This is a genomic window from Rathayibacter oskolensis, from assembly GCF_900177245.1.
GTDB classification, from domain to species: domain Bacteria; phylum Actinomycetota; class Actinomycetes; order Actinomycetales; family Microbacteriaceae; genus Rathayibacter; species Rathayibacter oskolensis.
The window spans coordinates 273,280-297,473 of sequence record NZ_FXBM01000002.1 but is presented as its reverse complement, the minus strand read 5'-3'; the positions used below and the strand labels follow the sequence as shown (position 1 = coordinate 297,473).

The following is a 24,194-nucleotide window of genomic DNA, read 5'->3' as shown; positions in this document are numbered from 1 at the left end:
ACCACCACCGAAGAACAGCCTCAGGAGGGCGACCATGGGATACGTGACCACAGACGACGGTGCAGAGATCTACTTCAAGGACTGGGGGAGCCGCGACGCGCAACCCATCGTGTTCCACCACGGCTGGCCGCTGTCCTCGGACGACTGGGATGCGCAGATGCTGTACTTCCTGGCCGAGGGCTTCCGCGTGATCGCGACCGACCGGCGGGGCCACGGTCGCTCGTCGCAGATCGGCACCGGCCACGACATGGACCACTACGCCAGTGACGTGTCCGCCGTCGTCGAGTACCTCGATCTGCGCAACGCGGTCCACATCGGCCACTCCACTGGAGGCGGACAGGTCGCCCGATACGTCGCCCAGCACGGGCAGCCGCAGGACCGGGTGGCGAAGGCGGTCCTGGTCTCCGCCGTCCCGCCGCTGATGGTGAAGACGGAGGCCAACCCCGAGGGCACCGACATCACGGTCTTCGACGGGTTCCGCGAAGCACTGGCCGCGAACCGCGCCGAGTTCTTCCGAGCCGTCGCCTCTGGCCCGTTCTACGGCTTCAACCGCCCCGGCGCCACGATCTCCGAGCCGATCATCGACAACTGGTGGCGACAGGGCATGACGGGCAGCGCCCTCGCTCACTACGAGGGCATCAAGGCGTTCTCGGAGACCGACCAGACCGAGGACCTGCGCGCCATCACCGTCCCCGTCCTCGTCCTGCAGGGCGACGACGACCAGGTCGTGCCCTACCGGGACGCCGCCGTGAAACAGGCCGAACTCCTCAGCGACGCGACCCTGACGATCTACGAGGGCTACCCGCACGGGATGCTGACGACCCACGCCGACGTCATCAACCCCGACATCCTCGCGTTCATCCAAGGCTGACGCCGCCGAGCCGGAGGAGCGGTGCGGGGGGCGTCAGGCCCACCCGCACCGCTCTTCTGCTCAGTCGCGCTCTGCACACGGCTTGGACGAGTCCTGGTCACCGGTCCTCACAGGGCCGGCGGCAGGGTCGGTGTCGCGCCCGCTGCCGGCGTCCGAGGGTCGGGCATTCGCGCTTCGGATGTCATCCGACAAGTCCTCCGCAGGCGCTGGCCTCGTCGGCATCCCACCCGCAACCCGGTAGCCGCCCCGTCATCGGGCTCGTCAGCGGGCGGGTCATGCGGGACACCGATGCCCGCGCCCGTCCGCGCCGGACGTCCCTGAGGCTGGTGAAGCGGTCGAGCACCGGCTACCGGGCGCCACGGTGGATCGCCGTCAGTCGAGCGGGATGAGCCAGGCCCCGCTATCGGGAGGCAGGAGACCGTCGACCAGTGGCTCGCTGGTGAGGACGACGGCACCGGCGGGCAGCGCTGTGGGCGCGGTTCCGAAGTTGGTGACGGAGACCCAGCCGTTCTGCCTGCGGAAGGCGACGACGTCGCTCGTCTCGAGCCACTCGATCGCCTCCTCCGTGAGGAGACGGCGCCGGAGGTGCAGTGCGGCACGGTAGAACGAGAGCGTCGAGTCGGGGGCGTCTGTCTGCGCCGCCACGCTGACCTCGCCGAACCAGGCCGGCTGCGGTAGGTGGGATGCGGACGTGCTGAAGCCGTAGAACGGCCTCTCCGTCGACCACGGGAGGGGGACGCGGCTGCCGTCGCGGGTCGCGACGAATCCCTGGACCGTCCGGGCCTGAGGGTCCTGACCGTCCGAGCCCGAAATGTCGACCACCTCGTGCAGCCCCAGCTCCTCGCCCTGGTAGACGTAGGCGCTGCCCGGCAGCGCGAGTGCGAGCATCGTCGCCGCTCTCGCGCGCCGGAGGCCCTGTGCCCGCTCGGCCTTCCCCAGGGGGATTGCGACAGTCGTCCGCAGCGCGGGGGGCACGGCGCTGGGGGCGTAGCGGGTTGGATGGCGGATGATGTCGTGATTCGAGAGCACCCAGGTGCTCGAGGTGCCGGCTGCAGCCGCCAGCTCGAGGTTCTCGCGAACCACGTCGACGAACGACTGGGCTTCCCACGGGTTCCAGAGGAACTCGAAGTTGAAGGCCTGACCGAGCGAGTTCGGACTGGAGTACCTGATCCGGCGGTGATTCTCGACCCAGGTCTCGCCGACGGCGAAGAGCGGCGGGTCGTAGCTGTCGAAGACCTCCCGCCAGGAGGCGTAGATCCCGCTCAGCTCGTCGCGATCGAGGAACGGGTGCGCGCCGTCCGCGAAGGCGCTCGGGCCCGCGAGCCCGAGGGGGGCGGGCAGGTTCGCGCGCACCTCGTCCCAGCCGGCGTAGGGCTCGGAGAGGTCCTTGGCGAGGCACATCGCGACGTCGACTCGGAAGCCGTCGACGCCGCGGTCACCCCAGAAGCGCAGGGTCCGCACGAAGTCCTCGCGCACGCCCGGGTGGTCCCAGTTCCAGTCGGGCTGCTGGGGGGTGCGGGAACGGGACAGTTCGCGCTCCTCGCCGCCGGGTACTGGTCGAACGTGGTCGCCGTCGACCCTTCGCCCCTGATGCTGAGCGAGCTGCGCCGCAAGGTCGCGGCGACGGGTGCGCCGGTCACGGTCGCGGAGGGCGGCTACCTCACCTTCGAGTGGCCGGCGGGGAGCGCTGACCTCGTGTACTCGCGTTACGCCCTGCACCACCTCCCCGACTTCTGGAAGGCGCTCGCGCTCGACCGGATGCGGCGCATGCTGCGGACCGGCGGGATCCTGCGCGTCTGGGATGTGGCCTACAACTTCCCCGTCTCCGCAGCTGTCGAGCGCATCGAGCATTGGTGCTCGACCGGGTACTCCGACGAAGAGGGCGGGTGGACGCGCGCCGACCTCGAGGAGCACGTCACCTACGAGCACTCGACTTTCACATGGCTCCTGGAACCGATGTTCACTCAGGCCGGCTTCTCGATCGAGAGCGCCGAGTACGACGACGACGGAATCTTCGCGAAGTACCTGCTCCGCGCGGTGTAGGAGCGGGGGGCCCGTTACTGGATCGGCTGACGGACGGTCTCAGGCTGAGCTATCGGGCACGGCAGACTGCTCCCGTGAACATTCAGGACGCGAATCCGGAACCGGTCGAGTTGCGTTCGGAGCGCCTGAGACTGCGCCCGTGGCAGGTTGCCGACGCCGCATTCCACCGCCGACTGTGGGAGGAGCGCGACGAGCGCGTGCCCGCACAGCGTCGTATCACCGCCGACGGTCACCCCACTATCGCCGAGATGCAGATGTGGCTTCGCGGATACGAGCAGATACCGGCACCGGGCTTGTTCGTCGTGGAGCAGCTAGGCACGGCGGAGCCGGTTGGGTACTGCGGGCTGGTCGAGAACAGTGTCGGTCACCCGGAGGAGCCGGAGCTGGCGTTCGAGTTCCTGCGGGAGTCTTGGGGTAGGGGGTTCGCGACCGAGGCATCGCGAGTGGTCATCGACCTCGTATCGGCAGTCGGCTACGACAGCTTGGCGTCCACTGTCCGTGAGTGGAACACGGCGTCGCTCAACGTGCTCGACAAGCTCGGATTCGTCATCACCGAGGACAAGGAGCACGACGCGGCGCACGGCGACTCCCTCCTACTCCGATTACATCTTCGGCGCAGGTGCCCGTAGCACGGCCCACGGCCCCTTTCGGGATGCCGCACAACTACTCGTCGGAGCTGACTCGACCAGCACCGACGGCCGGCCCACGCCCTCTCTCGCAGGCGGTGGAGCTCCTGCGGAGCCGGCCTGAGCATCCGTGGACCGTATCCGAACTGGCGGCGGCCGTATCGACGAGTGTTCGCAGCCTTCAGGAGGCGTTCCGCCGCACTCTCGACACGACACCGATGGCCTACCTGCGTCGGCAGCGACTCGAGCGGGTCCGCGAGGAACTGCTCGTCACCGCGGCGGGAGCTGTCAGCGTGACCGAGGTGGCCACTCGGCGGGGCTTCATCCACCTCAGCCGATTTGCCGCCATCTATCGCGCAGCGTTCTCCGAGAACCCCTCCGACACCCTCCGCTCGTAGCGCGCGTCGAGCAGAGGGTGACGTCACAGCATGGGCAGCCGGCGCGGTCGCGGGCCGCGGGGGAACGCGGCGTCGATCCGGTCGAGTTCGGCGGTGCTGAGCTTCAGCGCGCCCGCCCCTGCATTGTCGGCGGCGTGCGCGACGGTGGAGGCCTTGGGGATGGCGAAGACGGCCGGCCGACGCACGAGGAAGCGCAGGGCGACCTGCCGGACGCTCGCACCGTGCTCCGCCGCGATCTGCTCCAGCACGCGGCCCCCCGGCGTCCGCGGATCGGGGAAGCGGTCGTGACCGAAGGGACTGTACGCGACGACGGCGACGCCCTGCCGCTCGCACCACGGGAGCACGGCGTGCTCGATCGCGCGCTCCTCGAGGTGGTACAGCACCTGATTGCAGGCGAGGTGCCCTTCCCCGCCCGACCGCCAGGCCTCCTCCAGATCGTCGACATCGAAGTTGCTCACGCCCCACGACCGGATCTTGCCCTGCTCGCGCAGCTGCTCGAAGCCGGCGAACGTCTCCTCCAGGGGGTGCGAGCCGCGCCAGTGCAGGAGGTAGCAGTCCAGCCTGTCGGTGCCCAACCGCGTCAGCGTGCGCTCGCACGCCGCCACCACTCCGGCACGCGAGGCGTTGCTCGGGAGCACCTTCGAGACGAGGAAGACCTCGTCCCGCCGTCCGGCGATCGCCGCACCGACCACCGGCTCGGCGTCGCCGTACATCTCGGCGGTGTCGATGTGAGTCATGCCGCTGTCGATCCCGTGACGCAGCGCGGCCACGGCGGTCGAGCGGTGGGCCTCGTCGATGTACCAGGTGCCCTGCCCGATCACGGAGACCTCCGACGGAGGGCGGCCAAAGGGGCGGTGCTCCATGAGCGTCGTCCTGCCGCGCCTACGCGGGCTGCTTCTCGGCGACGACATCGACCTCTTCGACGGTGGGCTCCCCGAACAGGACCCCGGTATTCTCGCCGAGCGCTCGGCCGACCTCGCCCGACAGGTGCGCCTGGCGCCCGGAGTCGTCGGGGAACGCGTCGAAGATGCCGAACGACGTGGGTCCGAACTGCAGCGCGAACCACCGGACCGTCTTCGGCTCCCCTTCCACGATCGTTAGCCCCTGGTTCAGGAACGCCCGCAGGTCGTCCGCCTTGCCGGGCAGCGCCTCCAGACGGACGAGGAGTGCCTTGCTCACCTGGGTTGCCATCATCGGTCTCCCTTGCTCATCTGGGTTGCCATCATCGGTCTCCCTTGCTCGGTCGGCGTAGCCGGCCCTGGATCACGTCCGCCCGGTGACGGTGCCATCGTGCCCACTGCGGCCCGCACCAGCCCTACGACCAGGGCTCGAACGCGTTCTACGCCTACGTCGAGAGTACCGACCAGGAGGCGCTCACTCGGAGCCGAGATCCGCCAGCCGCTCGGCCCCTCTGCGTGGTCACCGCTCGCCGGTCAGCTCCTCGACCGCTTCGGCGTGGTCTGGGCTCTGGAGGCGCCCGAGGCACGCTGACCCCTGGTCACGGGCGTGAGCAGGGCGACCGCGGCCTTCCGCGGCGTCGCCATCGGAATCGCCCCTGCTCCTCCGGGTGGAGGGGGGCGGTTCCTCGACGCTCAGGGTCGGAAGACGGCCCGCACGCACCCGTCGGTCTTCTCCTTGAACATGGCGTAGCCGGCGGGGCCGTCCTCGAGCGGCATGACGTGCGTGGCGAGGTGCTCGGTGACGATCTCGTCTCGCGCCATCCTCTCGAGGAGCATCGGGATGTACCGGTGCCCGTGCTGCTGAGCGGACCGGAGCGTGAGGCCCTTGTTCATCACCGCCCCCAGGGGGAACTTGTCGACGAAGCCGCCGAAGACGCCCAGCACGAAGAGGCTGCCGCCCTTGCGTGCGGCGAAGATCGCCTCGCGGACGGCGGTGGGCCTGTCCGTCTGCAGCCGCAGCTGCTGCTTCAGCTGGTCGTAGGCGAAGTCGGGTCCGTCGCGGTGCGCCTCCATGCCGACCGCCTCGATGCACACGTCGGGGCCGCGTCCGCCCGTCAGCTCGCGGAGCTCGGCCGTCACCTCGCTGGTCTCGTAGTTCATGGTCTCCGCGCCGATGACCTGCTCGACCTGGGTCAGCCGCTCCTGGAAGCGGTCGATCACGATGACGCGCTCGGCACCGAGCAGCAGCGACGCGCGCGCCGCCATCTGCCCGACACCGCCGGCGCCCCAGACCGCGACGGTGTCTCCGGGCCGGACGCCGCCGAGGTCCGCTCCCATCCATCCTGTCGGAGCGGCATCGGAGGCGAAGAGCGCCCGCTCGTCGCTGATCCCCTCAGGAACGGCGAAGGCGCCCTGGTCGGCGTACGGCACGCGGATGTACTCGGCGTGGCTGCCGGCCCACCCGCCCAGCGCGTGGGAGTAGCCGTAGCAACCGCCGGGCGCCTGGCCCCAGAGCATCTCGGGGATCCCCGCGTTCGGGTTGCCGTTGTCGCACAGGGAGTAGAGCTCGTTGCGGCAGTACCAGCACTTCCCGCAGCTGATGAACGAGCAGACGACGACACGGTCGCCGGCCCGGTGCTTGGTGACGGCCGATCCGACCTCGACGATCTCACCGATGAACTCGTGCCCGAGCACGTCGCCCGCTCGCATGGTCGGGACGTACCCGCCGAGGAGGTGGAGATCGGACCCGCAGCTCGTGCTCAGGGTCACCTTGACGATCGCGTCCTGAGCATTGAGGATCCCGGGATCCTCGACGGTCTCGACCGAGAGCTCGTTCACTCCGGTCCAGCACAGAGCCTTCACAGCACACCCTCGCCTTTCGCCTCGTCCTCTGCTTCGTCGACCGCGCCCCCGAGGAGGGTGCGCGGTCGTTCTCCGTGCGGTCTCGGGGTCGCCCGCAGGACCTCGCCCGTCTCGAAGATCTGCTTGGCGTCGCGCAGAGCCTCGCGCAGCGCCTTGCCCGGGTCGTCGCCCACCCGGGGATCGGCACCCTCGCGGAATCGGGCGTGCACCTCGAAGCCCTTGTCCCCGGGGGCCGGATCGATCCGGATCTCGAGCGACTCCGCCAGACGCGCCAGCGGCTCGGGATACCCGCCGCTCTCGAAGTCCCGGGCCTCGCCCAGGACGGTGACCGCCTTCCACCCTTCCGGGTGGGCCCCGTCCCCGTCGGACTCCCGTTCCTTCTTCACGAGGGACCGGGCGACGAGGCCCACCGCGACCCCGACGATGCCGACCGCCGCGGCCGCTCTGCCCGCCATGATCACGCCGCCTTTCCCGGCTTGAGGACGACCTTGGTCCACCCGTCGTCCCGGTTGTCGAAGTGCTCGTAGGCGTCCGGTGCCTGCTCGAGCGGCAGCTGGTGACTCACGATGAAGGACGGCGTCGCCTTGCCTGCGGCGATCAGGTCGCGCAGCCGGCGGTTGTACTTCTTGACGGGCGCCTGCCCGGTTCCCATGGTCTGGCCTTTGAACCAGTGCAGGCCGATGTCGAAGGCGATCCGCCCCTCCTTCGCGAGCTCGTCGGGACCACCGGGGTCCTGCGGCACGAAGACGCCGACGGTGCCGATCCGCCCGGTGAAACGCACCGACTGGACCAGGCGGTTCAGCGTGAGGTTCGGCTGCTCGTCGCCGCCGGGGTCGTGCGCCTGATAGCCGACGCACTCGCAACCGTTGTCGGCGCCGAGCCCCATCGTGTGCTCGAGTACAGCCTGCACGGGGTCGACCTTCGAGTCGTCAATGGCGATGGCGCCGATCGATTCCGCCAGTCGGAGTCGATCCGGATGCCGATCCACGACCATGACTCTGCTCGCACCCCGGATGGTGGCAGACAGGGCGGCCATCAAGCCGACGGGGCCGGCGCCGTAGATGACGGTCTGATCCCCCGGCTTCACTCCCGCCATCTCGGTCGCGTGATAGCCGGTCGGGAAGATGTCGGCGAGCATTACGTAGTCGGTCGCTTTCTCCTCCGCGTCCTCACCCAGACGGAGGCAGTTGAAGTCGCCCCACGGCACCCGCAGGAGCTCGGCCTGGCCTCCGGCCCACGGTCCCATGTCGGCGAATCCGTACGCCGCACCGGCCCACTCCGGGACGGGCTGAGCGGTGAGGCAGTAGTTGGTGAGCCCTCGCTCGCAGTTCTTGCAGTGCCCGCACGCCACGTTGAACGGCAGGACGACGTGGTCCCCCACCGCGATCTTGTCGACGCCGTCGCCGACCTCGATCACCTCGCCCATGTTCTCGTGTCCGAACCACCGCCCGGTCTCGAAGCTGGTGCGCCCCTCGTACATGTGCAGGTCGGATCCGCAGATGTTCGTGGTCGTGATGCGCACCAGCACGTCGGTGGAGCGCTCGATCCGCGCATCCGGGACGTCTCTCACCGCGACCGTGCGCGGCCCCTCGTAGACGACTGCTCTCATGGTCGTTCCTCCCGTGCGGGATGTGCTCTCGAATGCTCCGCCGCCCGGCGGACAGCGACACGTCGATCTCACGCCGCACCCCGCGGAATCGCCATAGGCAGACCTGCCCATCCCGTGTTCCGGAGAAGGACAGACAGGAGCCGACCATCGTGATAGACCAGTGAGCGACTGATCGCGGACGTCCTCTCCGACGCCATGCCGATGGTCCTGAGGTGGTCGACTCCCATGACACGCAGCGCTGCGCTTCAGTTCGCCGACATCGCGGCGCGCCCAGGTCCTGTCCACGAGCGGGCTCAGGCGCTGCTGGACGAATTGCGCCGACACGTCCCCTTCGACGGCGCATGGATGGCGCTGGCCGCACCGGGTCCCGCCGGCTACAGCTCGGTTGCGAGCATCGACCTCGACGAGTCGAGCATCCGCTATCTGAGCGGTCCGCAGATGGTGCACGACATCGAGATGACCGGTGCCGATCGCGAACGGCCTCCCATCAGCGTGTCGGATGTGCCCTTCTCGTCGGGGGACCTCCGGACCTGGGCGGAGTGCCTGCTCCCCGCGGGATTCCGGGAGACCCTGTCCGTCGCCCTGTTCGAGGACGGGGGCCGGCACGTGGGCTTCCTGACAGTGCTGTTCCAGAGCGCGGATCCGCCGTCGCAGACTCTCCGACGAAGACTCGCCCGACTCGTGCCGAAGCTCGCGTCGGGCATCGACCCGGTCCGGTCCCTTGCAGCGTCGGCAGTCCTCGTCGGCGGAGCCGGCGCAGGCGTGGTCCTCCTTCCCGACGACGGGGTCGCTCACCTCCCGGGACTGTCCGAGGACGAGCTCCTCGCCGCCGATTCGGCTCTGATCGACGCCGCCAGGGACGCCCTCGCCGAGGGCCAGAACTACGCCTCGTTCCTGTGGCCCCGCGGACGCCGGCAGTCGCCGGACGGCTACGTGCGGGTGACGGTGCTGGCCTGCGGGAGAGACCTCGCCGCAGTGACCCGCGGAGTCGTCGTGCTCTCCCCCGCGACGCGCCTGCGGGGCCTGACACCGCGGGAGCTCGAGGTGCTGGGCCACGTGATCGAGGGGTGCTCCAATCTCGAGATCGCCCGGGCGCTGAGAGTCGCTCCCCGCACGGTCGCCGCTCACCTCGAGCACATCCTGGTCAAGCTGGACGCTACGTCGCGCACGCTCGCCGCCGTTTGCGCCGAGCGCGCCGGCCTCTACGTCCCCCTCACGCGAGTCCGGCGGGGGTGAGCTTCGCGCGGGGCATCACTGCACTGCGCGACCGGACGACGAACCACCGTTCAGAAGGGAACCGTCATGTCTCACCTGTCCGTCAAGGCCGGTGTCGCCGCCCTCGTCGGCGCAGCCGTCGCCGCGATCGCCGCGTTCCTCGGCATCCCCGATCTGTCGCCTCTGCTCGGCTGGGCGGTCGCTGCGGCGGTGTTCCTCGTCTGGGCCTGGTCGACGGCGTGGCCGGCCGGCCCCGAGCGCACCCGCGACCTCGCCCGTCACGAGGACCGGTCCCGGAAGCTGGTCGACTCGCTCATCATCGCCGCCACCTTCCTCAGCCTCGTCCTCGTGGTCATCGCGCTCCTCCGCAGCCAGCAGAAGGACCCCGTCGGATCCGCGGCAGCGATCCTCGCGGTCGTCGGGGTCGTCGCGGCCTGGGCGCTCATCAACACCGTCTACGCCTTCAAATACGCGCGCATGTACTACCTCGACGACCGCCACCGCTTCGACTTCGACCAGGACGAGGACCCGTCCTACAGCGACTTCGCCTACACGGCGTTCTCGATCGGGATGGCGTACAGCGCAGGCAACATCACCCAGTCCTCCACCCCTTCACGCCGCATCGCCCTGGCCCACGCCCTGCTGTCCTACTTCTTCGGCACGTTCGTCGTCGCCGTCGCCATCAACCTGATCACCGGCCTCACCCAGGGAGGGTGAGCGTGTCGTGGGAGGCGCCGCTTCGCCGGCCCCTCAGCTCGTGATCGGGTCCGCCGCGGCCTCGGCCATGCCTGTGGCGGCGAGGGCGGTCAGGAGTTCGGCGACGGCCTGGGAGTCCTCGTTGGCGTCGATGGCGGTGACCTCGCCCCAGCGCAGGGTGACGATGTGGACGCCGTGCTGGCGGTAGGGGGTGCCGTCGGGGAAGGTCGCGGCGCCGGTCCAGCGGATGAACACGACCGTGCTCCACGGCCAGCCCTTCACCCACATGTCGGTCACGCTGAGGCGCAGCTCGGGGACGAGTCGGCCGAGGCGGTCGAGCCACAGCGCGAGGGCGACCTTCGTGTGCCGCTGCCCGCCGAGGGCGTGGTCGCCGCCGAAGCGGTGGCTGATGCCGTCGGAGCAGGACGCGAGCAGTTCCGCGAACTGAGCGGTCCGGTTCGGCGAGAGCGTCACTGATACTTGTCCCATGGTTGTCGGGCGGATCGATGTCGTCGCCACGCATTTCCAGCCCATCGTCGATCTCGCGTCGGGCCGGGTCGTGGCGCACGAGGCGCTCTCGCGCTTCGCGGACGACTCCGGCCCGGTCTCCCCCGACTCGGCTTTCGAGGACGCCTACCGCCGTGGAGCCGTCGAGAGCGTGGACGACCGGTGCATCGGCCGCGCGGTGGTGGCCGCGGACGAGCTCGGCGGCCGGGACGCGCACGAGCTGTTCGTGAACGTGGAGCCGCCGACGCTCTGGCGCGAGCGGCTGCCCGCCGGTCTCACGAGCGGACTGCCGCTGACGATCGAGATCACCGAGCGGGCGCTCGGGAAGGACACCGGCCGGCTGCTCGCCGCCATCGAGCGACTGCGCGAGCTCGGGCACGCCATCGCCGTCGACGACCTCGGGGCCGAGCCCGCGACGCTCGCGCTGCTGCCGCTGATCGCTCCCGACGTGATCAAGCTCGACATGGGCCTCATCCGGCAGCAGCCCGACGTGCACGCCGCCCGCATCATGACGGCGGTCGCCGACTACTCCGGCCGCAACGAGACCGTCGTGCTCGCCGAGGGCATCGAGAACGAGCGGCACGAACTGACCGCGCGCGCCCTCGGCGCCACCCTCGGGCAGGGCTGGCACTACGGCCGTCCCGGCCCGGCGGAGGCGGCCACGCGGGTCGTCACGAGCCCCACGGAACGACGCGAGTGGCGGGCTCGGATCGCGCGCTCGGCGGCCGCGTCGTCCTCTCGCGCGGCGACTCCCTTCGAGATCGTCAGCGCAGCCGTCCCCGCCCGGCGAGCGGATCGGGCCCTCCTGCTGCAGGTGAGCACCTTCCTCGAGGAGCGCGCGCACTCGGGCGGCGACAGCGCCGTGCTCCTCGCGACGTTCCAGCGCGACTCGAACGTGTCGCCGGCCACACGGAGCCGCTACGAGCGGCTCGCCGACAGCGGCTGCCTGCTCACCGTGTACACGGTGGGCGGCGCCCCCGGCCTCCCCGCCGGAGCGCTCAACCGGGTGATCGCCGCCGACGACAGGCTCGCCGCCGAGTGGGACGTGATCGTGCTCACCGCCGATCACGCGGCGGCCCTCACCGCCCGCGAGGTCGACGCCTCCAGGCACGCCGAGGGCGAGTACGACTTCGTCCTCACCACCGACCGCGAGCTGGTCACCCACGCGGCGCGCGCCCTCCTCGCCCACCGCTGACGGGGGTGTCGGCCGGCCTTCGGGCGCGGGGAACTCTCCGTCACTTGACACCGTCGCCGAGCGCTCAGCATCATGCAGGGACGATCGGCGGCGTCGGGCCACCGGCACCCTGGAAGGGACGGCGCACCGATGCCCACCACGCTCTTCGTCAACCTGGCCGTGAGTGACCTCGCTCGATCGCGGGAGTTCTTCGAGTCGCTCGGATACTCCATCAACGAGGGGTTCAGCGACGACAACGCCGTGAGCGTGGTGATCAGCGACACGATCACCGCGATGCTGCTCACGCGGGAGTTCTTCGCCGAGTTCACCAGCAAGTCGATCATCGACGCCACCACCTCGACCGAGGTGCAGCTCGCTCTCAGCGCTGAGAGCAAGGAGGAGGTCGACGCCGTTCACGAGAAGGCCCTCGCAGCGGGCGCGACGCCGGCCGGCGAGCAGGACCACGGGTTCATGTACTCGAAGAGCTTCGACGACCTGGACGGCCACCACTGGGACTACGTCTGGATGGACCCGGAGGCGGCGGCCGGCGGCGCACCGGAGCTCAGCCTCGAGGAGATGCGGGAGAACACGACGCACAGCTGAGCCCCGCCTGCCCTAGGCGGCCCGATGCAGAAGGCGGCCCGCGTGCCGTGAGCGAAGCGCCCGCGTCTGCGAAGAGCGCGGAACCGAGACGACGGTGCACCCGCCCGAGAAGTTTCTCGCACCGGGATGAACGCTCGCGGGGGCCGGACGGTACACCCCTGTGAGTCGTCGATCTCCGGCGACCGACAGTCTCAAGGAGTACACGATGAGCAGGTCCTTCAAAGTCGGCATCGCAGCCGTCGCCGTGGCCGGTGTGATGGCCGTGGCACCCGTGCTGGCCGGTGTGAGCAGTGTTGCTCCCGCCGCGGCGACCAGTGATTCCAGCAGCGCTTCGGTCAACGCCGCCGCCAAGAATCTGATCAGCGCCGCCCGCTCGGTGGCGGGCACGCTGCGCGTCGTCGGTCTGGCCGATGGCGGCGACACGCTGGTGCAGTTCAATCCCCTCAAGCCCGGCAGGATCACGGGCAGCGTCGCCGTGAGCGGCCTGACCGGCGGCGACACCGCGCTCGTCGGGATCGACTACCGGGTCCAGGACGGCAACCTCTACGGTGTCGGCGACAACGCGGCGAGCGCCGGCGTCTACTCCATCAACGCCAGCACCGGCGTGGCCACCCAGGTCACCCGGCTCACCGTGGCGTTGAGCGGCACCACCTTCGGTGTCGACTTCAACCCCGCCGCCAACGCCCTCCGCGTGGTCAGCGACGCCGGCCAGAACCTCCGTCAGCCGTTCGCCACCCCCGGTGCGGCGACGGTGGCCGACGGCGCGCTGAGCTACGCCGCGCCCGCCACCGCCACCGGCGTCAACGGGGCGGCGTACACCAACAACGATCTCGACCCGAACACGGCGACCACGCTCTTCGTGCTCGACACCGCTCTCGACCAGGTGGCCATCCAGTCGCCCGCCAACGCGGGTTCGCTGGCACCGACCGGGAAGCTCGGCGTCGACGCCTCGGGCGTGACCGGCTTCGACGTCTACTCCGTCCTCCGGAACGGCAGCTCCGTCGGCTCCATCGGCCTCGCCGCCGTCAACGGCTCGCTCTACGAGGTCGGCCTGCTGAACGGCACTGCCACCTCCCTCGGTGTCATCGGCGCGGACGTCACCGACATCGCGGTTCCGCTCGTCCAGCGCTGACCCGACTCGCTGTCGGCAGTCACTCCGCGGCCGACCGATGCTCCCCGGGGAGTGTCGGTCGGCCGCGGATCTCACGGAGTGGGGTTCAGAAGAGGCGGACCGGGTCGGAGGTGTCGTCCAGGCCACGCACCAGCGCCGGGATCCGCTTCCGGAAGGGGAAGAACCCCCGCGATGCCGAGGGCCACGCGGTGCTGTCCCACCGGCGGCGGACGGTCACGAGTGCGACTCCTTCTTCCGCGAGGGCCGTCCGGAGCGACTTCAGTCGCTCGTGAACGGGACCGATCGGCGCGTAGGGGACCAGCACTGTGTCGAGCCGCTCGGACGAGACCCAGCCGGCGACCGTCGCGGGTCGCGTGTCCGCCAGCACTCGCGCCGGTCGACCGCTCCCGTCCTGCACGCGTTCCGCGGCGTCGACGAGTGCTGCTGCGGTGAAGGCGTGCACCGCATCGGAGACACCGAAGGGGGAGCGTTCTCCGGCGTCGGCGAACGCAGCGCTCGTCACGAGCCGCTCCGCGAGGCCGGGCTGCTCGGCGAGGAGGCTTCCCGCGTCGAGATCCTCTTCGTGCAGCAGAAGGCCGACCCGAGAACCGAGGGTCCCGACGACGTCGTCCGGTTCGATCGGTTCTCGCGGTGGGAAGGGCCGCTCGGTGAGCGCGGGGGCCGTGGTGGCGAGGCCTTGCGGAGAGAAGCGCCCGTCGGTGTACCGGGCGATGTTCGACGCGGACGCCAGATACGTCTTCCCCGGGGTCTGAAGGCCGGCGACCCACCGCCAGGACAGGGTGTTGGAGGCGGCGTCGCCGTCGAGCAGGTGCCGGTAGAAGAAGTCGGCCCGAGCTGCCAGGGCAGGTCGAGGGTGAAGATCCAGATGCTCGCGAACCACATGCGCGTGTGATTGTGGAGATAGCCGGTCTCGACGAGCTCGCGCACCCACGCGTCCATCGCCTCGACACCGCTTCGCCCACTGATCGCGTCGCGGTATCCCGACGGGAGACCGACCGCCGCGAGGTCGTCCACTTCGCGGCGGTAGCGGCGCCACACCTCCGGGTTCTGCTCGAGCCAGCCCTTCCAATAGGTGCGCCAGAACACTTCCTGGACGAACTTCTCGGCTGCGGTGAGCCGGTGTCGCGCGAGGACCGCCGCGACGACTTCGCGCTCGGTCACGAGTCGATGGCGGAGGTACGGGGAGAGCCCGGACACGTTGTCGCGAGACGGTCCGAGGTCGTGATTGCGGTCGCGCGCATAGGCTCCGCCGGCGCGGGCGACGAACTCGTCGAGCGCCTCGAGACCGGCGGCTCTGGTCGGGATGAACATCGCCCCATCATCGGGCTCGACGCGGTGCGAACACTGACAGCGATCGCCCGAGCAGGCCGCGGCGTGATTCGGCCGTTCCGCGCGGCGACGGGAGTCAGGAGCCGGCGGGCGCCTCCGGGTCGACCTGGTCGAACACGTAGAAGGCGTTGCCGGAGACGTCTTCGAGACCGACGACGACGCCTCCGGGAATCGCCTCGGGCGGAGAGACGACGGTGATGGCGTGGCGGCTGTCGAGGAACTGCTGCACGGAGGGGACGAGGTACATGACGCCCTGAGCGCCCGGCGCCGTGGAGAGCATCAGCTGCAGTCCGCCCCCCGGCACCGCGAAAGCGACAGTGTCGTCGCCTTCGCGCCACGCCTCTTCCAGACCCAGGGTCTCGCGGTAGTACCGACTGGATCGCGCGAGGTCATCGGTCGGCAGGTAGATGTAGGTCGGCTTCACGGGCACTCCCTCGGTCGATGCGGTGCGCTCCAGTCAAGGGGAGTGACGATGTGACTTCAAGAGCTCTGCGGTCTCCGCGCTCGCGCCGCTTCGGATGTCCGCGCCTCGTGGCCCGCTCGCCGGGCGACCAGTGCTCGTGGTCAGGCGACGTGCCTCGTCGCGTGTCGCCCACGGCGAGAGGCAAACCGATCACGTGATCGCTGCGAATGACATCCGGATACCTGGGTCCAGTCAGGGCGGGGCTTCACCCGAAGGAGCACCGCCCTGCGCCCGGTCCACTGCCGCTCGTCACGACGGCGATGTCCGCTCCCCCTCAGAGCCGGCTGACGACGCCGCGCAGCGGTACCGTGTGCCCATGATCTCCCCTGAGCACTTCCTGGCGTTCGTCCTCGCGTCGGTCGCTCTGATCGTGGTTCCCGGGCCGAGTGTCCTCTTCACCATCAGCCGATCGATCGCTTTCGGTCGCCGCGCCGGCGTGCTGAGCGTGCTCGGGAACGCACTCGGAGTCACGCCGGCGGTCCTGGCCGTCGCGTTCGGCGTGGGTGCTGTCGTGGCGTCCTCGGTCCTCGCCTTCACCGTCGTCAAACTGGCGGGGGCCGTCTACCTCGTGTGGCTCGGGGTGCACGCGATCCGTCACCGCCACGCGCACACCGGCACGTCATCCGTTGCTCCCGTGTCCTCGTGGACACTCCTCCGCCAGGGATTCGTCGTCGCACTGACGAATCCGAAGACGATCGCCTTCTTCGTCGCGGTCCTGCCGCAGTTCGTGGACCCGGCCGCCGGCCCCGTCTGGACGCAGCTGCTCCTCCTCGGCCTCACCTTCCAAGCGCTGGCGCTGATCTGCGACAGCGTGTGGGCCCTCGCAGCGGGCACGGCGCGCGCCTGGTTCGCCTCCTCTCCCCGGCGGATGTCCACTCTCACCGGGACCGGCGGCGTCATGATGATCGGTCTCGGCGGCACGCTCGCACTCACCGGCTCCCAGAGCTGACCGGTGAGCGAGCCCGTCACTCCCTCCGCTGACGCCGGCCGACGGAGGCGTCGCCCGCTCCGGCCCTCGTGGTGGACCATCGCGGCCGTCGGGGGCGGTGTCGTCGCGTGCCTGCTGCTCGGAGCTCTGCTCGAGGATCCTGCGCGCGAGTGGCTCGGACGCTCGGCGCTCCTGCTGACGTTCCTGGCGATCGGGCTCGGCGGGTGGCTGGCGAACCAGAGCCGGAAGGGCGAGTGACGCCCGGTGATCTCAGGATGACGAAGACCGTGGGAACTCCCGGGCGCTGATCGTGCAATACCTGATGTGAGCGTCGAGACGGACGGTGAGGTCATCGGTCGGTCCCTGAGGGAGCCGGCCGCCTTCGCCGTGCTCTACGACCGGCACGCGCGGCTCGTCCACCGGTATGCAGCGCTGCGGGTGGGTGTCGGCGCGGCAGAGGACGTCTCGTCCGAGACGTTCCTCGTCGCGTTCGAGGCCCGAGCGCAGTTCGATGCCGCCCGGGGAGACGTCCGCGCGTGGCTGCTGGGGATCGCGACGGTCCTGCTGCGCAAGCGCGCTCGACTGGAGGCGAAGGCGTGGAAGGGCATGTTCGCCGAGCACGTCGCGCAGGTCCTCGAAGTCGATCCGGTCGATGCCGCCGCATCCCGGTTGGACGCGTCCGCTGCCCTGCGCCGGTTGGGGCGCGTGCTGCGTCGGCTCCCGGCCGGGGAGAGGGACATGCTGCTGCTGCACGCGTGGGCGGATCTCGACTACCAGGGCATCGCCGACGCTCTGGACGTCCCGATCGGGACCGTCCGTTCACGGTTGAACCGCGCGCGCACGAAGCTGCGGCGCGTCCTGGACGCGGAGACGACCCGCGAGGTGGAGGTGGAGCATGGACGGCCTGACGCTGCTGCGCAGTCTTAGCGGAACCGTGGACGATCCCGACGAGGCCGTCCTCGCTCGTGGCCGGGCGGCGCTGTTCGAGCGGATCCAGGGCGAGACGGTGGCTCCGCCGCGCCCGGCCGTCCTCCCCCGCCGGCTCGTGCTCGCCGCGGTCGGTGTCGGCGCGATCGCGACGGTCCTCGTGAGCGTGAACGTCCTCGGGCCGGGCTCCGGAGGCGCCTCGTCGGCGGCCGCGGCCGTTCTGCACGAGGCGGCCGCACGGGCGATCGAGACCACGGATCCGGTTCTCGGACCGGGGCAGTTCCTGATGGTGTCGACCGCGGCGGTGAGTCCCGTGTCCAGCGACACCGCCGCGAGCTACCTCGTTCTCACCCGCGACCAGCTCTACATCCCGGCCGACACCGCGGACGAGTGGGTCTGGGTCCGGCCGGCCGAGGAGCTGTACGAGACGTTCTCGCCCGAGAGCGAGCAGGCAGCGGCGGCGGACTTCGCTCTCCGCGCGGCGGAGGGTCGCGACGGCACCGAGCTTCTACGAGCTGCGGGAGGACGCTTCTACGGCGGCGACCAGCTGTCGCAGATGACCGAGTTCACCGGGCTCCCCCGCGACCCGGACGAGCTCTTGGAGCGCATCTACACCCTGATCGGGAGCACCGGTTCGTCCCGGGAGGGGGAGGCGTTGGAGTTCATCGCGACCGCGCTGCGGAGCGGCGCCGTTCCCGCGGAGCTGCGCGCGGCACTGTTCGACGCGGCGGCCGAGATCCCCGGAGTGACCATCACGGACCAGCAGGCGACCTTCGAGGGTGCGACCGGAGTCGCGATCGGACGGTGGGAGTCGAGGACCGGCACTCGGCAGGAGATCCTCATCGATCCCGATACCGGCCGGCTGATCGGGGAGCGGAGGGTGCTGGTCGACCCGGGCTACGGCCTCCCCGCGGGCGCCACCCTCTCGACGACGTCCGTCACGACCCGCGTCGTCGACGAGGCGCCCGCCGGCGGAACACCAGACGGCGCCCTCGAGGGCTGCACCGTCTTCGGGAACGGACAGTTCCAGTGCTGACCCGGCACACCCCCTCCCCCACCTCTTCGACGACAGAAGGGCAGCCCATGCGATCCTCTCCTCCACCGTCTCCCGCTCGTCGGCTTCGCGCGAGCCTCGGCGCCGGCGTGGTGCTCGCCCTGCTGCTCGCCGGCTGCACCGCGAGCACCTCCGATCCCGCCGTGACCGCGCCTGCGGATCTCGACCGCGAGACCGGTCAGATCCACTTCCCGCTCGAGGACTACGTGATGAGCGCGGCCGAGGCGGCCCTGGTGCAGCACGCGAACGACGTCCTCGTCGGCGCGTGCATGGCTGAGCAGGGGCTGCCCTACCCGCAGGCGGAGGTCGACTGGGTGGCCGAACGCGAGGCCTCTCCCACTCCCGACCGCCCCTACGGCCTGTGGGCAATGGAAGAAGCCCGGACCAACGGGTACGAGACGCCCCTCACTCCTGCCGCCGCTGCCCTGGAGGCCCAGCACGAAGCGCTCGGAACCGACTGGTGGGCCACGGCCAGGACGTGCCTGCGCACCTCCGACACCCTGCCGACCATGGTCATCAACTCCACACCCGAACCGACCATCGCGGACAAGGGCTCGCTCGAGGCTCGATCCGACCTGCTGGCCGGCGCCGAGTTCTCACGGCAGCGAACCCTCTGGACCGAGTGCATCGAGGAGGAGGGCCTGACCGCCCTTCCCTCCGACGAGGTCCTGATCCCCGACTTCGACTTCGCGGCGGCCGGACCGGAGCAGGTCGCGATCGCGGTCATCGACGTCACCTGCAAGGACCAGCTCGGCACCGTCGACACGCTCGCAGCTCTGGAGACGCGGATCCAACTCGACTTCATCGACGCGCACCGGAGCGAGCTGCAGCAGCTCCGTGACGACGTCGACGAGGTGATCCGCGAAGCCCGGAGGATCACCTGACTCGACGGAGCCGCCGGCGACGCCGCGCAGCACCCCAGCGGCGAGGTTCGATCGGTGACCAGGTCGGAGCGTCACGCTCCCGCGCTCAGCGTCGAGTGGGCACAGCGTCTTCAGCCGACTTCGAGTCGGCTGCCGAGGAGGCGGCGCAACCGGGAGAGGCGATTGCGGACCGATCCGACCTGGACGTCGAGCTCGGCCGCCGCGGCCGCGTAGGTCAGGTCCTCGACGAGGCAGAGGCGGAAGATCTGCTGATCGAGCTCAGGAAGGCGGGAGACCGCACGGGCGACGTCCTCGAGCACCAGGCGCGCCTCCGCCAGCCGTTCGGTCGAGAATCCGGCGTCGACGTACAGAGAAGGCCGATCGCGCTCTCCCCGGCGGATGGCGGCGCGCAAGACGTTGTTGCACTCGAGACGCGTCGCGACGAGCAGCCAGGGAAGAGCTGACGCGCCGACGAAGTGCGTAGTCGCTCGCTTCTTCCAGAAGGCGAAGAAGACGGTCTGCAGCACATCCTCGGCATCGTCTTCACTCCGGAGCCGCGCGACCGCGTAGCGGTACACAGCCGATGCATGCCGGCGGTACAGCGTGGAGAACGCCTCGCGCGAGCCGCCGGCCATGTCATCGAGGAGGGCGACATCCGACTCGGTGGTCTCCTCCCTCATCGCGACGCGAGAGCATCGAGGCCCAGGCGAGCACACCACTCGCCGTCAGGCGCATCCCGCGCCGTCGGGAACACAGCGGCGAGGCCGTCGGGTCGGACGCAGACCGCGCTCACCGACTCGTCGGTGCCGCACAACGCGGTCGCAGTCTCCACCCGCTCGGCGATGTCCTCGGGAAGACCCTCGATGACGCTCGACACCGCCAGATCCGGCTCGTTCAGATCGGCCGTCCGGTAACAGGCGGCGCCGTCGCGCACGGTGGCGGGCGTCGCCGCCTCGAAGCTGCTGATTCCCGCCCCGACGCAGGCAGCCGCGAGGCCCACTCCGGCGAGGACAGCGCACGCCCGGCGCCGTCGAGCGACGCGCGCCGCTCTGGTGATCTGCGCACCGAGTCGCTCCTCGACGCGAGCGAGCACCACGTCCTCCTGAGCCGATGCCCCCATCAGTTCCCCCCTCTCTGAACACTCACACTCAGTAACGTCGGCGACGCCGCTTTCGTCTCAGAGAAGACTCGACCCCTCGCCGCAGATCAGCTGCGGGCGCCGCCCTCCCCGGTCCAGCGCCCGCGAGACGATCCCCCTACGGGTCGCGGTCGAGCGCGATGCGGAACGTCTCGCGGTGGCGACGCAGCTGGGTGCGGTCCCCCCGGGCCCACTCGATGGCGGCCGCAGCGTGTGCCCTGCGTCGAGCGCCGGAACGGGTGTCGGCGACGATCGTCGACTCCGCGTCGATGATCCGGTTCTGAGCGGCTTCGACGGCGGTCAGAACGACGTCCGGTGCGTAGGCGGCACCGTATCCGTCGACGAGTTCGCGGAGTCGTCGCGCCTGGTCCGCCACCGGGATGTGGCCGACGGACTGGACGCACCACGTCCAGCCCGCGTAGCCGACGTCCTCGAGCGGGTCGCCTGCGTGAGCGCTGTCCCAGTCGATGAGTGCCACAGGCAGTCCACTCGCCACGATGACGTTGTAGGGGCCCGGGTCGCCGTGGACCACGCATGCTCCGCCGGACGCGAGAGGGCTGGTGCGGGTGGACTCGTGGAGCTCGCGCAGCATCGTCCCCACTGAGCGGTAGGCGGCCTCATCGCGCTGACTCGGGTGGTCTGTGGTGGTGCCGTCGACGTAGGCGAACGAGTCGCGGCCACGCTCGTCCACTCCGAGGTAGCGGGGCGCCCAACCGAGCTCGGCCGCCTGCAGCTCTTGGAGCAGCGCTGCGATGAACGAGGAGCGGTAACTGCGAGGTCGCCGCACCGTGTCACCGACGCGAACCACGCCGGCCGTCGTGTTGCCGCCCTGCAGTGCGTCCTCCATCAGCACCCCCTCCGCTACAGGATCCTGCTCCAGCTGGTGAGAGCGAGAACGTCGAGAGCGATGTCGTGGACTGCTCGGCCGTCGGTCCGCAGCCGGTGGACGGTCGGAGGCGCATCGGAGTCGAGCATCGCCGCCGCGGCACGGCTGCGCAGGATCGCGTCCCCCAACCCCGTCCCGAGTTCTCGTCCGGCGAGGCGTTGCTCGGCGGTCGCGTCCTCCGCGGTGAGGAGCACGCCGGTAGTCGAGACAGCAGGTCCGAGGACTGCGGCGAGAGGCTCCATCTCGATGACGCTGACGGTGTTCGTGTAGATGAGCCGGTGGTAGCCGGCGGCGCGGTAGTTCTGCCACATCGACGCGAGATTGCGCTCGGCGAGACCGAGCCCTCTCCGCCAGGGCTCCGGATGCGCCTGATCGAGGTTGTCCCCCTCGATCACCGCGTGGCTCACGTCGTCCATCGCCAGCAGACGAGACACCTCGGCGGCGACGGACGACTTCCCCACGCCGGATCGTCCGCCGAGGAACAGCACGTCAGTGCCGATCTCATCGTCGGAGGGGTGCGCGCTCATCGCGCGGATCTCGTCGGCGACGGCCGCGGCTCGCACGGGGTCGCGCGTGGCCTCCGCGTCGACAGCGATGGGCTCCTCATCGAGGGGCGGCTCGAAGCTCTCGGCATGCCCGGTCAGGACGGCGTCGATGACGTCGGGGCGTTCCTTCTGTGCGCGGTTCGCGAGCACTCGTTCGCGTTGCAGGGCAGGATCGATGCGGACCCAGACGATCACGAACACAGCGCCCGCCGCGTCCGCGACTTCACGCCAGCCGTCGCGGATGAACCGGGGCGACCCGGTGTCGTCCACGACGACGTGCCTGCCCTCGGCTAGGCGATCGCGTGCGCGCTCGTGGGCGAGTCGATTCGTCGTCGCCCATTCCTCCAGGGGGATGCCCTGGCCGCCGTGAAGACCTCGCTCGGCGTTGATGAGATCGAGGCTGATCAGCACGGCGTCGAGCTCGCCTGCGAGCGCGCCGGCGAACGTGCTCTTGCCTGCGAAGGAGAGACCGCACATCAGAGCGAGCGTCATGAGCGACACGCTACCGACGTCCGAGGCTCTGACCAGCCCCTCCCGTGGGCTCACGCTCGCGGAGTGTCCCGCCGGGCGACGCTCTCTTCGGCGGTGATGACGCGCGGGTCACCTGCGGAGCTGTTGTCGAGGATGATCGACGCGCGCACCCACGGGTGTGCGGCCTCGAAGTACAGCCGTTGAGCGCCGAAGTAGCGGCCGAGCAGACGCTCCTCCAGCGCGTCAGCGGCGCCGGCCCGGGCCTGCATCCGCTGGGCCGCGACGTCGAACGGGACGTCGAGGAAGATCGAGTAGTCCCAGTACTCTGCGAGCTCGTCGCGGTGCAGGAACGTGCCTTCGACGATGACGACGGCGCTCGATTCCGCGTGCACGGGTCGAGCGAGCCTCGCGACCCCTGCCTCACGATCGAAGGACGCAGGCCGGAACATGTCCTCTCCTGACCGGAGTGGGGCGAGCGCCGACCGCTCGAACTCGACCAGGTCGTAGGTGTCGAGCCAGAAGCCCTCCGGGGAGTACCGGCCCCGTGCTCGACGCACCGCGACAGGGTTGAAGAAGTCGTCGGCATGAACGACGACGACGGGCTGCCGGATCCCGAGCTCGTCCTGGAGCAATCGGGCGAGAGTGGTCTTCCCGCTGGCGCCGATCCCGTCGACAGCGACCATCTTGCGGGCCCCGCCGGTCTCGGCAGCGACGATCGCGTCGACCACGCGATCAAGAGCGGGAACATCGGACACGCAGGCACCGTAGCGGGTCGGCAAACGCCAGGCCAACCGTCACGGGAGGCGGGTGCGGCCGCACGGTGGTCGCGCATCATCCGGATGATCGAGGTCCGCGGAGCTGACCCCAGCCGAACGAGCTCTCCGCGATGAAGTCCTGCAGGTCGCTCTGCGCGGCGAGCGCGAAGTCGGAGAGATCGGCGCCGCTCTGCAGCGCGCGAGACGCGCCCTTCTCGCTGAGGACCTCCCAGTGGACGCGGACGTCGCCGTCCTCCAGCTGCTCGTCGGGACGGAGGGGACGTTCCGTGCCGTCGAGGAAGAGTCGAGTGACGTGCAGCCGCAGCGATGCGAGCTCGCGCTCGTCCAGCATCGCCTCGAAGACAGGGTCGAGGACCCGACGGAGCTCCCCGCTGGTGACCACTGATCCCCCTCCGACCCCCGACTCAGCCTGACACCGATGCGAAGACGCTCTCGCACTGGCCGACAACACAACGCGGCTCGACGAGCGAGGCTGAGTGCTGTCCACGATGGAGCTCGGGAGTCCGGCCGCGCGAGCCGTCTCGCGAGGTGATCCCGGAGGGGACGACACTCCAGTCGGCCGGTCGCCACCCCTAGCCTGGGAAGATGGAAGCCGAGGTCGATCTCCTCACGAGGCGTCTCCGACTGCGCCCCCTCCGAAGAGAAGACGAGCAGGCGGTCATGGCCTATCGAGGGGACGCGCACGCCTCCCGCCACCTCGCGCATCCGCCGCTGGCGGAGGGACAGTACGTGCCGTGGCTCGAAGAGCGAGCAGCCGAATGGGAGCTGCGCGAACCGGGCCACCGCCGCTTCTACGGGATCGAAGTCCGAGCATCGCGGGCGCTGGTCGGTGACGCCGTCCTCCTCCGATCCGCGGACGGACACCAGGGCGAGATCGGCATGTTCCTCCACCCCGACACCGCGGGGCTCGGCTACTCGCTCGAGGCGGGCTCCGCCCTCCTCGACCTCGCGTTCGGGCCGCTCGACCTCCACCGCGTCATCGGTCGGGCTGCAGCGCAGAACCGCGGCTCCGTGCACGCGATGGAACGGATGGGCCTCCGGCGGGAGGCCCTGTTCCTCCAGAGCGAGCGACGCGGAGAGGCCTGGATCGACTGCGCGGTCTACGCGATCCTCGCCGAGGAGTGGAGGGAGAAGCGGCGGCGCTCCTCCCCGACCGGCTGACCATCCCGATCCGGAGC

30 protein-coding genes and 1 pseudogene are annotated in these 24,194 nt (G+C 70.1%); 15 read left to right on the top strand and 16 right to left on the bottom strand.

What is annotated here, in order from left to right:
* The first annotated feature begins 34 nt into the window (after positions 1–34).
* Positions 35–871: an alpha/beta fold hydrolase gene (locus B9Y99_RS10545; RefSeq protein WP_085476571.1), complete on the top strand. Its 837-nt coding sequence runs from the start codon at positions 35–37 to the stop codon at positions 869–871.
* Between the two features lie 372 nt (positions 872–1,243).
* Here the strand turns inward: B9Y99_RS10545 and B9Y99_RS19040 are convergent, their stop codons facing one another.
* Complete coding sequence (locus tag B9Y99_RS19040) at positions 1,244–2,347, bottom strand: alpha-amylase family glycosyl hydrolase (protein WP_208856936.1); 1,104 nt, start codon at positions 2,345–2,347, stop codon at positions 1,244–1,246.
* Between the two features lie 6 nt (positions 2,348–2,353).
* On the opposite strand from B9Y99_RS19040, the gene B9Y99_RS19035 reads away from it, so the two are divergent.
* From B9Y99_RS19035 to B9Y99_RS10525, 3 genes are all read left to right on the top strand, one after another.
* Positions 2,354–2,914 (top strand): class I SAM-dependent methyltransferase, encoded by a 561-nt coding sequence (locus B9Y99_RS19035; RefSeq protein WP_208856935.1) that lies wholly within the window; start codon positions 2,354–2,356, stop codon positions 2,912–2,914.
* 74 nt (positions 2,915–2,988) lie between these two features.
* Positions 2,989–3,543 (top strand): GNAT family N-acetyltransferase, encoded by a 555-nt coding sequence (locus tag B9Y99_RS10530; protein WP_244274874.1) that lies wholly within the window; start codon positions 2,989–2,991, stop codon positions 3,541–3,543.
* A gap of 23 nt (positions 3,544–3,566) precedes the next feature.
* Entirely contained in the window at positions 3,567–3,938 is a 372-nt protein-coding gene (locus tag B9Y99_RS10525; RefSeq protein WP_085476567.1) for a helix-turn-helix domain-containing protein, read from the top strand.
* Positions 3,939–3,961: 23 nt separating this feature from the next.
* Here B9Y99_RS10525 and B9Y99_RS10520 read toward each other — a convergent pair whose 3' ends face one another.
* The 5 genes from B9Y99_RS10520 to B9Y99_RS10495 all read right to left on the bottom strand — a co-directional run bounded on the left by B9Y99_RS10520 (position 3,962) and on the right by B9Y99_RS10495 (position 8,309).
* On the bottom strand, positions 3,962–4,759 hold the full coding sequence (locus tag B9Y99_RS10520) for an aldo/keto reductase (protein ID WP_244274873.1): 798 nt from the start codon (positions 4,757–4,759) through the stop codon (positions 3,962–3,964).
* A 61-nt stretch (positions 4,760–4,820) separates the two neighbouring features.
* Entirely contained in the window at positions 4,821–5,129 is a 309-nt protein-coding gene (locus tag B9Y99_RS10515; protein WP_056040462.1) for a putative quinol monooxygenase, read from the bottom strand.
* A gap of 401 nt (positions 5,130–5,530) precedes the next feature.
* Positions 5,531–6,700, bottom strand: a complete 1,170-nt coding sequence (locus B9Y99_RS10505; protein ID WP_085476565.1) for a zinc-dependent alcohol dehydrogenase — start codon at positions 6,698–6,700, stop codon at positions 5,531–5,533.
* Complete coding sequence (locus B9Y99_RS10500; RefSeq protein ID WP_129588000.1) at positions 6,697–7,155, bottom strand: hypothetical protein; 459 nt, start codon at positions 7,153–7,155, stop codon at positions 6,697–6,699. Before B9Y99_RS10500 ends, B9Y99_RS10505 begins: the two co-directional genes overlap by 4 nt.
* A gap of 2 nt (positions 7,156–7,157) precedes the next feature.
* Positions 7,158–8,309, bottom strand: a complete 1,152-nt coding sequence (locus B9Y99_RS10495; protein WP_085476563.1) for a glutathione-independent formaldehyde dehydrogenase — start codon at positions 8,307–8,309, stop codon at positions 7,158–7,160.
* A 225-nt stretch (positions 8,310–8,534) separates the two neighbouring features.
* On the opposite strand from B9Y99_RS10495, the gene B9Y99_RS10490 reads away from it, so the two are divergent.
* A complete protein-coding gene (locus tag B9Y99_RS10490; protein WP_085476562.1) occupies positions 8,535–9,545 on the top strand; it encodes a helix-turn-helix transcriptional regulator in 1,011 nt (336 codons plus the stop codon).
* A gap of 66 nt (positions 9,546–9,611) precedes the next feature.
* A complete protein-coding gene (locus B9Y99_RS10485) occupies positions 9,612–10,241 on the top strand; it encodes a DUF1345 domain-containing protein (protein ID WP_085476561.1) in 630 nt (209 codons plus the stop codon).
* A gap of 33 nt (positions 10,242–10,274) precedes the next feature.
* Here the strand turns inward: B9Y99_RS10485 and B9Y99_RS10480 are convergent, their stop codons facing one another.
* Positions 10,275–10,694 (bottom strand): nuclear transport factor 2 family protein, encoded by a 420-nt coding sequence (locus tag B9Y99_RS10480; protein WP_085476560.1) that lies wholly within the window; start codon positions 10,692–10,694, stop codon positions 10,275–10,277.
* Positions 10,695–10,707: 13 nt separating this feature from the next.
* Here B9Y99_RS10480 and B9Y99_RS10475 point away from each other — a divergent pair, with 13 nt between their 5' ends.
* From B9Y99_RS10475 to B9Y99_RS10465, 3 genes are all read left to right on the top strand, one after another.
* A complete protein-coding gene (locus B9Y99_RS10475) occupies positions 10,708–11,922 on the top strand; it encodes a sensor domain-containing phosphodiesterase (RefSeq protein ID WP_085476559.1) in 1,215 nt (404 codons plus the stop codon).
* 129 nt (positions 11,923–12,051) lie between these two features.
* A complete protein-coding gene (locus B9Y99_RS10470; RefSeq protein ID WP_129587998.1) occupies positions 12,052–12,504 on the top strand; it encodes a VOC family protein in 453 nt (150 codons plus the stop codon).
* Between the two features lie 205 nt (positions 12,505–12,709).
* Positions 12,710–13,636, top strand: coding sequence for a DUF4394 domain-containing protein (locus tag B9Y99_RS10465; RefSeq protein WP_208856934.1), 927 nt, complete (start codon positions 12,710–12,712; stop codon positions 13,634–13,636).
* Between the two features lie 85 nt (positions 13,637–13,721).
* Here B9Y99_RS10465 and B9Y99_RS19200 read toward each other — a convergent pair whose 3' ends face one another.
* The 3 genes and pseudogenes from B9Y99_RS19200 to B9Y99_RS10455 all read right to left on the bottom strand — a co-directional run bounded on the left by B9Y99_RS19200 (position 13,722) and on the right by B9Y99_RS10455 (position 15,389).
* On the bottom strand, positions 13,722–14,516 hold the full coding sequence (locus tag B9Y99_RS19200; protein WP_244274872.1) for an FAD-binding domain-containing protein: 795 nt from the start codon (positions 14,514–14,516) through the stop codon (positions 13,722–13,724).
* Between the two features lie 8 nt (positions 14,517–14,524).
* Positions 14,525–14,947: pseudogene (locus tag B9Y99_RS19450) on the bottom strand (FAD-binding domain-containing protein); the annotation flags it as partial.
* A gap of 94 nt (positions 14,948–15,041) precedes the next feature.
* A complete protein-coding gene (locus tag B9Y99_RS10455) occupies positions 15,042–15,389 on the bottom strand; it encodes a VOC family protein (protein WP_085476557.1) in 348 nt (115 codons plus the stop codon).
* 355 nt (positions 15,390–15,744) lie between these two features.
* Here B9Y99_RS10455 and B9Y99_RS10450 point away from each other — a divergent pair, with 355 nt between their 5' ends.
* The 5 genes from B9Y99_RS10450 to B9Y99_RS10430 all read left to right on the top strand — a co-directional run bounded on the left by B9Y99_RS10450 (position 15,745) and on the right by B9Y99_RS10430 (position 19,221).
* The gene (locus tag B9Y99_RS10450) at positions 15,745–16,377 is read left to right on the top strand and encodes a LysE family translocator (RefSeq protein WP_085476556.1); all 633 of its coding nucleotides are present in this window, start codon (positions 15,745–15,747) and stop codon (positions 16,375–16,377) included.
* Between the two features lie 3 nt (positions 16,378–16,380).
* Entirely contained in the window at positions 16,381–16,614 is a 234-nt protein-coding gene (locus tag B9Y99_RS10445; RefSeq protein ID WP_085476555.1) for a hypothetical protein, read from the top strand.
* 66 nt (positions 16,615–16,680) lie between these two features.
* Entirely contained in the window at positions 16,681–17,283 is a 603-nt protein-coding gene (locus tag B9Y99_RS10440) for an RNA polymerase sigma factor (protein WP_208856931.1), read from the top strand.
* Positions 17,252–18,319 (top strand): CU044_5270 family protein, encoded by a 1,068-nt coding sequence (locus B9Y99_RS10435; RefSeq protein WP_165759594.1) that lies wholly within the window; start codon positions 17,252–17,254, stop codon positions 18,317–18,319. The genes B9Y99_RS10440 and B9Y99_RS10435 overlap by 32 nt, the downstream gene beginning before the upstream one ends.
* A 107-nt stretch (positions 18,320–18,426) precedes the next feature.
* The gene (locus B9Y99_RS10430; RefSeq protein ID WP_085476552.1) at positions 18,427–19,221 is read left to right on the top strand and encodes a hypothetical protein; all 795 of its coding nucleotides are present in this window, start codon (positions 18,427–18,429) and stop codon (positions 19,219–19,221) included.
* A gap of 110 nt (positions 19,222–19,331) precedes the next feature.
* Here B9Y99_RS10430 and B9Y99_RS10425 read toward each other — a convergent pair whose 3' ends face one another.
* The 6 genes from B9Y99_RS10425 to B9Y99_RS10400 form a co-directional block, all read right to left on the bottom strand.
* A complete protein-coding gene (locus B9Y99_RS10425) occupies positions 19,332–19,835 on the bottom strand; it encodes an RNA polymerase sigma factor (RefSeq protein WP_165759593.1) in 504 nt (167 codons plus the stop codon).
* Between the two features lie 41 nt (positions 19,836–19,876).
* Entirely contained in the window at positions 19,877–20,320 is a 444-nt protein-coding gene (locus B9Y99_RS10420; protein WP_129587996.1) for a hypothetical protein, read from the bottom strand.
* Between the two features lie 136 nt (positions 20,321–20,456).
* On the bottom strand, positions 20,457–21,185 hold the full coding sequence (locus tag B9Y99_RS10415; protein ID WP_208856930.1) for a phosphotransferase family protein: 729 nt from the start codon (positions 21,183–21,185) through the stop codon (positions 20,457–20,459).
* A gap of 14 nt (positions 21,186–21,199) precedes the next feature.
* The gene (locus B9Y99_RS19195; RefSeq protein WP_085477352.1) at positions 21,200–22,261 is read right to left on the bottom strand and encodes a P-loop nucleotide/nucleoside kinase family protein; all 1,062 of its coding nucleotides are present in this window, start codon (positions 22,259–22,261) and stop codon (positions 21,200–21,202) included.
* 50 nt (positions 22,262–22,311) lie between these two features.
* Positions 22,312–22,995 (bottom strand): nucleoside/nucleotide kinase family protein, encoded by a 684-nt coding sequence (locus tag B9Y99_RS10405; protein ID WP_129587995.1) that lies wholly within the window; start codon positions 22,993–22,995, stop codon positions 22,312–22,314.
* Positions 22,996–23,071: 76 nt separating this feature from the next.
* Positions 23,072–23,398 (bottom strand): hypothetical protein, encoded by a 327-nt coding sequence (locus tag B9Y99_RS10400; RefSeq protein WP_085476549.1) that lies wholly within the window; start codon positions 23,396–23,398, stop codon positions 23,072–23,074.
* Positions 23,399–23,601: 203 nt separating this feature from the next.
* Between B9Y99_RS10400 and B9Y99_RS10395 the strand changes: the two genes are divergently transcribed.
* Positions 23,602–24,177, top strand: coding sequence for a GNAT family N-acetyltransferase (locus B9Y99_RS10395; protein ID WP_085476548.1), 576 nt, complete (start codon positions 23,602–23,604; stop codon positions 24,175–24,177).
* Positions 24,178–24,194: the final 17 nt, after the last annotated feature.